Raw genomic sequence first — 9,349 nt, 5'->3', positions numbered from 1 at the left:
CAAAGGCCAAACGTTCAACATGATCGTCAGTGCAATGACCGCCATTTGTATGGGCATTGCTGTGGGTCTGCACGGCAATGCGGGTGGCGTTCTGGTGTTTGGTAGCTGGGCGCTTCTTGCGGGTATCTTTCAGCTGACCGTCGGCATCTCGCGCCGAAAACTCGGTGGGCAAGCCTTCATGATGATCAGCGGTGCGCAGTCGGCGCTCGCGGGCATCGCTTTTATTTACCGGTCCTTCCATGTCGCGCCCGGTCTCGTTCAGCTGACTGGCTATGCCGGGTTTGGCGCCTTTTACTTCTTGGCTGCAGCGTTGTGGCTGACCTTCAAAAAAAATCGGGCACATGCCATGTCGTGACGCTCCTCTTTTGAATACGTGGATTTGGGCGCGGGAGATTTTCTGGTTTGTAATTTGGACTGTCGTACTCAGCGCACCCCCTGTCTGGTTGTTGATTCGGCCACCTACGCAATTCGGCGTACAGCAAACCAGCAACGACCGCCAGCAAACGCGAGCATCTCAAGCAGGATCGTCATCAAACAGAACAGTTGTTCCGAATCGTTGGCGAAAAGTCGTAATCAGCAAAATCGAACAGTGCCGCTGGTGTCGCAGTCGTTGTAGGCAATCGTTCAAACGCAGAATAATCCCGCGCCAAATGACTCACTCGCACCCTCAATTGTCAGAAGGAAGATGGGCTTCAGCGTCGCCCGATTGCACACACCATGGCGAGGCATGTCCACAAAGAGCAGCAGAATTGGAGCCGAATTGCGGGAACGTGTGGTTAAGTACGGCCGCACGTACCACACCGTGACGTGCCTGGATCTCTCATTCCTGGCGTTACGGCTACACCGATGCACACCGGCGCCAGGAGCCGGAGCAGACTTATCCCAGTTGCCTCACGGATGCCGAATGGTCCTTATCGCCTGCGCGCGCAATGGCGTCAGCGACACAGGAGCGCCGCCGAACCCACGGCCGCGGTACTCGATGCCCAGTCCACGCGCGGCTCGCCTCAAGGTGGTGATACCGGCTACGACGCAGGCAAGAAGGTCAAGGGCCGCAAGCGCCACTTGATCGTGGATACCCTGGGGCTCTTGCTGGCCGTGAGTGTGACGGCGGCCAGCGTGCAGGATCGCGAGGGCGCTCATCCGGTGGTCGCTAGCGCGATGTCCAAATATCCAAGCATCCAGATGCTGTACGTCGATTCTGGTTATGCCGGACAGTGCGCGCAGACCGTTGCGCAGTGCCACGACATTCACGTGCAAGTTGTACGTCATCCGGCCAATCGGAATGTGGGACGTTGGGTCGATGCTAAGCAGCCGGATTTGTTTACGGTCACTGCCGACGCGAACGGCTTTGTCGTGCTTGCCAAGCGCTGGGTGGTGGAGCGTACGCATGCCTGGAACGAGCGTGCACGACGTTTGGTCATGCATCATGATCGATTGCCGCAGGTCGCCGAAACGTGGGTTTGGCTCACCGAAACACGACTTTTGCTCCGACGAAGGCAACACTCAATAAGTGCCGCCGTCCTCAGTCGCCCTGTCTGTTCACAGGTCACGCGCATCTTCAGCTACGGTCATCACAACTATCGATTGACGCACGCCGCGCCGTCGACGCCGGGAACCTCCCGCTCGACGGCGCGGCAGCTACGGCGCTTACTGCCCGGTCGGCGGCTCGCTGTTCGGATCGTTGGTCACCTGCGGATCGGGGCTGATGATGGGTTGGTTCGGATTGCCGCTGTCGCGCGCGATCAGGAACACGCCGAATTCGCGCTGGTTCTGGTTGTCGAATTGCACCGCGACGCGGTTGTCCTGGCGGTGGATGGTGATGCTGTCGATCTGCGCGGTGACGCCATTGGGCAACTGCACGTTGAGGTTGGCATAGACCATGTCGATCGATGGCGCGCTGGCCTGGACATTGAGGATGTAGTCGATGCGCGCCGAACCCAAGTCCTGCGGGATGTACAAGGTACCGTGGCCGGGATGCACGGTGACGCCGGGCGGCGCCTTCATCAGCGCATAGCTCCATGCATAGCCCGCGCCCTGCTTGGCGACGGTCACCTCGATCTGGATCAGTTGGCCGTTGGCCGGAAAGTCGTTGTCGCTCATGATGGATCCTTGGGAGTGAATGAATAGCTGGCCAGCGTGGCCAGGTAATTGGCGCGCCGGTAGCCGAAGCGGGCCAGCTGCGCGATCAGTGGCGCCGCCTGCTGGCGTTGCCCCAAGCACAGCTGGGCATGCACCATCGGCACCAAGGTCTGGTAGTCGAGCGCGTTGTGCGCGAGCGCGGCGCGCGCAAAGTCCAACGCCTGCCGGCAGGAAGCCTGCGCGGCGTCCGCGTGCCCGTTCGCAGCTTGCGCATCGGCAAGCAGCACCAGGTAATCGGCCACGCGCTGCTGGCGCGCGGTGCTGGCTTGCGCGGGCGTGCCGAGCGGCGCCATCAAGGCCAGCGCCTGTTCCATCTGCGCCTGGGCTTCCGGCGCGCGTCGCAGGCGCAGCAGGATTTCCGCCGCATCAGCATCGCTAGTGGCCTGCAGCGCACGCCAGGAACGGTTGCGCGGATCAAGTGCGGACAGCGCCGCCAGCTTGGTCGCGGTCGCCCGTTGGCCGGCCAGTGCCGGCGCCAGTTCGCCCAGGTCGGCACGCACCGCATCGGCCAGGCTGGCGACATTCAATGCCGCCCGCTGCCACAGCCGATTGCCTGCATCGTGCTGCAACAACTGCTGGGCCAGGCCCGCGGCGGTTTGCAGTGTCGCCAGCGCAGACTGATCGTCGCCCTGGTCGTTCAGCAATTGCGCCTGCCGGCGCAAGGCGGCCAGCAGGCGGTAAGTCCACTGGAACTCGGCGGGCGCTTGCTGGCGCAAGGCTTGTAGCTGCGCCTGTTCCTGCGCGTACAGGGCGGACGCTTGCGGCAGCTGGCCTTGCGCCGCGCGCGTCGATCCCAGCCACGACAGGCTGTCCGCCAGTTCCGCACGCAGGCCGCGCGCGTCGGGCTGTTGCGCCAGCGCCTGGCGCTTGAGCGCGATCGAGGCTTCGAAATGGGTGGCGGCCAGCTCCTCCTCGCCCTGCATCTGCGCCACCGAGCCCAGGCTGTTGTGTGCGTAGGACCGCTCGATCCAGCCGTCCGCCGCCTTCGGCTCCAGCGCGCTCATGCGTTCGGCGTCATCCAGGTAGCGCTGGAAATACCTGGCGGCGCCGGCAGGATCGCCCTGGTCCAGTCGCAATTGGCCAAGCCAGAAGGCATCCGCGCCCAGGTCCTTGAACACCGCCACCGTCCGCACGCCGTGCGCCACCTGCGCATCCAGCAACTGTTCGGCCCGCACCAGCGCATCGTGCGCGGCGGTGGAGTCGCCGTGCGCGCGCGCTACCTCGGCAATCGTCTGCAAGGCATGTGCCTGCTGTTCGCGGGCATCGGCACTCAATGCATCCGGCGCCTGCTGGCGCAGGTAACCGAGCGCGACATTGGCTACGCCGTCGAGCAGATCCAGCTTGCCCAGCGGACGCAACTGGTCGGCCAGTCCGCCCAGCATGTAATCCATCAAGCCCTCGGCTTCGCGCTGCCGCTGCTGCGCCAGCGCAGTGGCACGGCGTGCCAGTACGCCGAACAGGCCCGCCGCCAGGCCCAGCACCACAAAGCCACCGATCGCCGCCAACCGCAGCCGATCGGCGCGCCGTACGCGCCGGCTGGACGCATCGATATAGGCGCGCAACTCCGCACTCAGCGGAATATCGCGCTGCGCCAGCAATTCGCGCGCTTCATCCAGTTGCCGCCCGCGCGGCAACAGGCGCTGTACGTGGCGGTTGTCGCCTGACCACAGCGCCCGGTGCGCTTCGATGCGGCTGCGCACGCGCAAGGCGTGGCGATGCGCGGCGATCCATTCCACCACGCGCGGCCATTGCCGCAGCAGTGCCTCGTGCGCCACGCCGAACACCGGCTGCCGCTCGGCGGCCAGGCTGACAAACAGCCGCTGCTCCACCAGTCGCGCCACCAGCCGATGCTCCGCCTCACCCTGCAGCGCCGACCACGGTGCATGGTGGCCGCTGACGGTGTCATCGTTGGCGCGCAGCGATACCAGCAAGGACAAAATGCGCGGCAAGGCTGCCTGCGAAGCTGCCGGCAGGCCGTTCAATACCGTCTCGGCACGTTGTCCCACCGCGCCCTCGATGCCGCCCAGCGACTGATACGCCGCAAAGGTCAACACCTCGGCGGCACTGCGCTGCAGGTACAGCTCGTGCAGCGTGTACTGCAACAGCGGCAGCGCGTCGGGATTGCGCGCCGCCGCCTCGCACAGCATGTCGTCCAACTGCGCCTGGCTCTGCGTGTCGATATCGAAACGCAAGCCCGCCGCTTCCGCCGGCTTGCGGATCATTTGCGCCAGCTCCGCGCGAGTGGGTGGCTGCAGATCGAAATGCCCGCCAGCGTGCTTGTCTTGCATCAGCAGCGCGTGCTGCGCCAGCTGCGGATAGAAATCGTTGCGGCAAGCCGCCAGCACCACCATCGCGCCGCAGCGCGCAAGCTGATCCAGCAGCAGCAGACAATCCTGGCGTTGCGCCGCATCGATGCCGGGCGCGGAAAACAGCGCCTCGAGCCGGTCCACAAACAGTGCCGCGCGCGCCTGCGGCTGCTGCGCGGTAAGCCGCCGCAACGGCCCCAGCACTGCCTCCGGCGTACGCATCAGCTTATTGGCCAAGCCCTCGGCGCTGTGCCCGCCCAGCAACAGCTGGCCGTCGCATTCCAGATCGAGCAGGCTGGCCGCCAGCGCGGTCGCCGGGCAAGCCGTGCCGATCGCGCCCATATCCAGCGTCGTCGCCGCCACGGCCTGCAAGCGCGGGTCATAGCGGCTCAGCGCCGGCAACAGCCCGGCCTGGATCAGCGACGTCTTGCCGCTACCGCTTGGCCCGAGCACCAGCAGCAGGCAGCGTTCGCCCTGCGCCAGCCGCACCACCGTATCGTGCAGCGCGCGCAGGGCCGCATCGCGGCCGAAAAACACTGCGCTATGCGAGGCGCCGAATGCATCCAGGCCGACGTAAGGCGACCCATCGCCCCAGCTCTTGCGGTTCGCCGCCGAGCTGCCGCCAGGCGCCAGCAACACCGGCGCCACCGTGCGATAGCCGCGCTTGCGCACGTTTTCGATATAGGTACCGGTGCTTGCGTCGTCGCCCAATGCGCGCCGCAACTGCGCAATCGCCTTGTGCACCTGGTTTTCACCCACCACCAGGCGGCCCCAGCAACGCTGCAGCAGGGTGTCGCTGCTGAGGATCTCGCCCGGTTCGGCGCACAACGCGACCAGCACATCCATCGCACGCGGCTCCACCTGCACGCGGTGGCCTGCGCGGCTGAGCGTGCAGCGATCGGCCTCGACCAGCCAGCCGCCGAAGTGGAAATCACGCATGACGGTGCGGCGCCAGCGCTGCGCACCGCTGCTCAATCCAATGCTCCACGGCGTCCCCCTTGCTGCGGATCAGAGCTGTCCGCGCCGCCACGCGCTCCCGCTCCGGCTTTCCATCCGGTGCGTAAACGGCGCCTGGGCGCAGTCGGCCGAGCTTAGACGCCGACTGCGCGATGTCAAGTTGAACGCCGTGCCGCATCGCGCCTGCGCACCTGCATCACGCCCATTGCCGACAAACACTTAGCGCATCCCCGGTGCCCGGAAGAAAAACAGAAGAATGCGCCGCCAGACCGCTCGCTAGCGTGCCCCTGGTCGTGACGCACGGCCGGCGCATCGCTCACGCGCCGCACCGGGACACGACATTCAAAAGGGGGCGGCGCCTTGGCGCCGGAAGGCGGCGCGATCCGCCCAACGACCGACCCGTCCCGCACATCGCCTCGGAACGTTCCGGGGCCCATCGACCCAACAACCCGCGATTTGAAGGAGTACCTCCCATGTGCATTACGAACGGCCTCAACACGCGCAACGAGCTGCTGAACATTGTCAACGGCCTGCTCAAAGACCTGCTGCCGATCGCCAACCCGGTGATCGACGGTGAGATCAAGGACAGGCACCTCGATCCCTGGCAGAACGTCGCCAGCGGTACCGTGTCGCCAGGTTCGATCGACCTGGGCATCTGCGACGCCACCGTCTACGCCAACTATTCCGTTGGCAACTTCACTGGCCTGAGCTCGATGTCCATCGACAGCCTGGTGGTCACCAACCTGGTAGAACAGAAAGGAGTGTTGGTCGGCAACCTCACCATGGCCGCTTCGCTCGGCAAGAGCTTCAGCGGCTCGGTCAGCGGCGGCGTCGGCGCCAAGTGCGGCTTCATCCATCCCAGCGTGAGCCTGGGCGGCACCATCAACGTCAGCAGCCCGGGTGCCACTGCACTGGGCACCATCACGGTGACCGAAAACAACGGCACGCTCTCCATCACCGCCATCACGCTCGCCAACCTCAGCGCCCACACCGGCGCCATCACCGTCAGCATCCACGGGCTGGGCATCTTCGATTTTCTTATCGATCCCATCGCCGACGGCATCGTCAACCTGTTCAAGCCGCAGTTGCTGTCCCTGCTGGCCGGCCAGCTCACGCCGCTGCTCAACCGCGAAATCGCCAGCGTGCTGCCGTTGAGCAGCTGACCCACGCCCATCATCCCACCGCGCAACGGCCCTCGCAGGCCGTTGCGCAAGCCCGCACGGAGACATCATGGACTACGCCAACTGGATGACCGACACGCCCGATGTGCTGGAAAAAACCCTCGCCCAACTCGTGCTGCCCGAAGCGCACGACGCCGGCACCTATGACGTCGACGGCGGCCTGCTGCCGCCCGGCGGACCATGGGGCGCGGTCGTCGCCTACCTCGACGCGCTGGGCCTGGGCCAGCTCACCGGTCCCATCGTCAGCGCTTTCACCAAGGCGCAGCCGCAACCGATCCTGCAGCAGCTGCGTGGCGGCGTGCGCGTGCTCGACCTGCGCGTGTGCTGGGACAACGGCTTCCACATCCACCACGGGCCGATCGTGTGCGGCACGCTGCAGGCCGTGCTCGCCGATATCCAGGCCTTCCTCGCCGAAACCCGCCACGAGTTGGTCGTCGTGGTCGCCTCGCATTTCGCTTTCGACACCTACCCGGCCCACGACGATCCACTGACCGCGCTCGGCCGGTACGTCATCCAGCAACTGGGCACGCAGGCGCTGGTCGCCTGTCCGGCCGATCCGGCCACCTATCTGCGCCGCGCCGCGGTCAAGACGATTACCGCCGAAGGCTCCAAAGTGCTGTTCGCAGTCGAGAGCAATACACTCGACCCCGCGTTGCGCTCGCACATCTGGCACCCCGCGCTTTACACCGGCGGCTATGCCGACACCACCGACCTTGCCGTCATGGTCGATCGCGAACAGCAACGGGTGAACGCCCACGCGGCCAACCCGTCCGGCAGCCTGTTTCAACTGCAATGGTTGCTCACGCCCGATGCGGACTACATCATCCGGCAAATCGAACAAGCCATCGCCGTCGTCGGCATCAACCCCGGCGCGATCCTCGCTTATCTCGACCAGCACGGCCTGAAGCAGTTGGCCCAGCGGGCACACAACGCACTCGGCGCCTTCATGGCCAAGAACCGCCACGCATCCATCAATACGCTGCGCGTGGATTATTGCGTGGGTTCGCCCGCGATCGACTTGGCGATCACCTTGAGCCGCGCACCCGCACCGCCCACGCAGGGTCAATCGGAGCAACCTTAAGGACAATGGCACTAACTTAAGCATGTATCTCGACGCTTGCAGTGATGTGCCCCCTCCCCTGCGAAGTAGGGGAGGGAGCACATCGCGGCAAGCCATGGAGCAATGACGCTTGAGTTAGTGCCATTGACCTTAAGGAAGCTCTGATTTTGCCGCATAGTTGAACCGGGATGGCCACCGATACCCGATCAACTGGCCGTGGCCACACGGCTTGCAGATGTCTTTCTGGCCGAGATGGAAAAGTGGTGCCGTGGGCGCAGCTGTATGCGTTGATCGAACCGTTCTACCTAAAGCCGCGCGCCGATGGCGGCGGCCCACCGGCATTCGGGCTGGGCCGCATGTTGCGCATCCTCATCCGGAGCGGCTATTGGCGAAACGCGAAAAAGCGCTGACAAAGCAACCAGGAGAATTAGTGCGATACGCGATGATTATTCCGCGATTTTGTGAGTTGATTTATCGCGAAGTGGATCAGGACAGGTCGGACATCACAATGCCTGACCTACCCCCGCGACAGGCGTGAAGCCATCTTCGCTCCAAGCTTCGCTGCCTACGCCATGGTGGACGACAAACAAACCACTCGGGTCGTAGCGCTCTTTGATGGTTGCCAGGCGAGCATAGTTAGACCCCCAAAATCGGCTTTGCCAATCGCGCAGAAAATAGTCACTCTCCGATACGTAGCTTCCAGCATCGGGCACCAGTCGATACAGTGCGCCCATCGCCTGATCCAGGGCACGGATGTCGTGACGCACTTGCTCCGCATCGACCTTCGCGCCTGGCATGCCAGGAAAGGCGGGGCCGCCGTCGCTACCAAGTATTGCAAGTACGAAGGCATCCAACACTTGAGGATTCATCGCCGTATCGCGCGTGCGCACAAGCGCGTCCGACGAGCCACCTGCCAGCCCCTTGCCAAAATACAGCTCGATGCTGTGCGTGCGCGATGCATCGAACAGCGCATCAACGAGGCTGCTGCGAAGGCCAGGTTGCAGCAACTTCGCCGGCAGCCATGCTGAGCGATAGCCGTGGATAAATCGGCCCACTTCGTTCTGTTCTCCGTCCCAGAACATGTGCCAGGGGGGTGCGCCGGGGCGATCGTCGAACCGCATATGGCCTGGCCAGTGTTTCTGGAAATAAGCGCCGTCCCACAAATGCTGCGCGGGAACAGTCAATACGGCGCCACGCAGCACACCCTGCGAGCCTTCCAGACATCATGACGACGGCGATACTTATTCAGTGTTGCCTTAAGTACGGCCGCACGTACCACACCGCGACGTGCCTGGATCTCTCATTCCTGTTTAAGCTTGGCATGTGCTGCCATGGGTGTTCGCATGGCAGGGCACTGCGCTCTGTTTACTTAGCGGTCTGTTGAATGGACTCGTACGCAGCAGGCACGTTGACCGTGTTGTGTGCCCAGTCGAACAAGCTGTATTCGTCGTAATGGGACATGCGGGCCGCCGCGAGCGTGGCTTCGACTGATCCACCCGCCGCGATTGCTGCGCTCACCGCGGCATCAAGCTCGCGCAGATACCGAATCGGAAAATCGATATCCACCGGTCGCATGGGGCGGCCGTGTCCCGGAATGATCGTTGCGTCTTCGGGAAGGAAGTCGCGAACCTTCGCCAGCGTCTCGATGGTGTCCCGGTGACGTCCTTCAAGCAGCCACGGGAGCGCCGGCGAGGGAGCCTGGATCA

7 protein-coding genes and 2 pseudogenes are annotated in these 9,349 nt (G+C 64.2%); 5 read left to right on the top strand and 4 right to left on the bottom strand.

The window, feature by feature from the left end:
* A pseudogene (locus VMA74_RS09910) lies at nucleotides 1-355 on the top strand (hypothetical protein); the annotation flags it as partial.
* Nucleotides 356-833: 478 nt separating this feature from the next.
* Nucleotides 834-1,494: pseudogene (locus VMA74_RS09905) on the top strand (transposase); the annotation flags it as partial.
* Between the two features lie 153 nt (nucleotides 1,495-1,647).
* Here the strand turns inward: VMA74_RS09905 and VMA74_RS09900 are convergent.
* Together VMA74_RS09900 and VMA74_RS09895 are read right to left on the bottom strand one after the other, a co-directional pair.
* Nucleotides 1,648-2,100 carry a hypothetical protein gene (locus VMA74_RS09900; RefSeq protein WP_325366558.1) on the bottom strand — a complete coding sequence of 151 codons (453 nt, stop codon included), beginning with the start codon at nucleotides 2,098-2,100 and terminating at the stop codon, nucleotides 1,648-1,650.
* Nucleotides 2,097-5,420, bottom strand: coding sequence for a winged helix-turn-helix domain-containing protein (locus VMA74_RS09895; RefSeq protein WP_325366556.1), 3,324 nt, complete (start codon nucleotides 5,418-5,420; stop codon nucleotides 2,097-2,099). The genes VMA74_RS09900 and VMA74_RS09895 overlap by 4 nt, the downstream gene beginning before the upstream one ends.
* Nucleotides 5,421-5,875: 455 nt before the next feature.
* Here VMA74_RS09895 and VMA74_RS09890 point away from each other — a divergent pair, with 455 nt between their 5' ends.
* The 3 genes from VMA74_RS09890 to VMA74_RS09880 all read left to right on the top strand — a co-directional run bounded on the left by VMA74_RS09890 (nucleotide 5,876) and on the right by VMA74_RS09880 (nucleotide 8,053).
* Nucleotides 5,876-6,565 (top strand): hypothetical protein, encoded by a 690-nt coding sequence (locus tag VMA74_RS09890; RefSeq protein ID WP_325366554.1) that lies wholly within the window; start codon nucleotides 5,876-5,878, stop codon nucleotides 6,563-6,565.
* Nucleotides 6,566-6,632: 67 nt separating this feature from the next.
* Nucleotides 6,633-7,664, top strand: a complete 1,032-nt coding sequence (locus VMA74_RS09885; RefSeq protein ID WP_325366552.1) for a hypothetical protein — start codon at nucleotides 6,633-6,635, stop codon at nucleotides 7,662-7,664.
* Nucleotides 7,665-7,906: 242 nt separating this feature from the next.
* Nucleotides 7,907-8,053, top strand: coding sequence for a hypothetical protein (locus tag VMA74_RS09880; protein ID WP_325366562.1), 147 nt, complete (start codon nucleotides 7,907-7,909; stop codon nucleotides 8,051-8,053).
* Nucleotides 8,054-8,146: 93 nt separating this feature from the next.
* Here VMA74_RS09880 and VMA74_RS09875 read toward each other — a convergent pair whose 3' ends face one another.
* Nucleotides 8,147-8,845 (bottom strand): BBE domain-containing protein, encoded by a 699-nt coding sequence (locus VMA74_RS09875; RefSeq protein ID WP_325366550.1) that lies wholly within the window; start codon nucleotides 8,843-8,845, stop codon nucleotides 8,147-8,149.
* Nucleotides 8,846-9,008: 163 nt separating this feature from the next.
* Nucleotides 9,009-9,349, bottom strand: a 341-nt coding sequence (locus tag VMA74_RS09870; RefSeq protein WP_325366548.1) for a hypothetical protein, incomplete at its 5' end; no start/stop codon positions are given.

The organism is Dyella sp. (assembly GCF_035508675.1).
In the GTDB taxonomy this organism is placed as follows: Bacteria; Pseudomonadota; Gammaproteobacteria; order Xanthomonadales; family Rhodanobacteraceae; genus Dyella_B.
Note: the sequence above shows the minus strand (reverse complement) of the source record. Positions and strands in the feature narration are given on the sequence as shown.

What these genes read in the sequence shown, in the direction of transcription:
- VMA74_RS09890 (WP_325366554.1), top strand. Translation starts at nt 5,876, where the DNA reads ATGTGCATTACGAACGGCCTCAACACGCGCAACGAGCTGCTGAACATT.
- VMA74_RS09900 (WP_325366558.1), bottom strand. Translation starts at nt 2,100, where the DNA reads ATGAGCGACAACGACTTTCCGGCCAACGGCCAACTGATCCAGATCGAG.
- VMA74_RS09885 (WP_325366552.1), top strand. Translation starts at nt 6,633, where the DNA reads ATGGACTACGCCAACTGGATGACCGACACGCCCGATGTGCTGGAAAAA.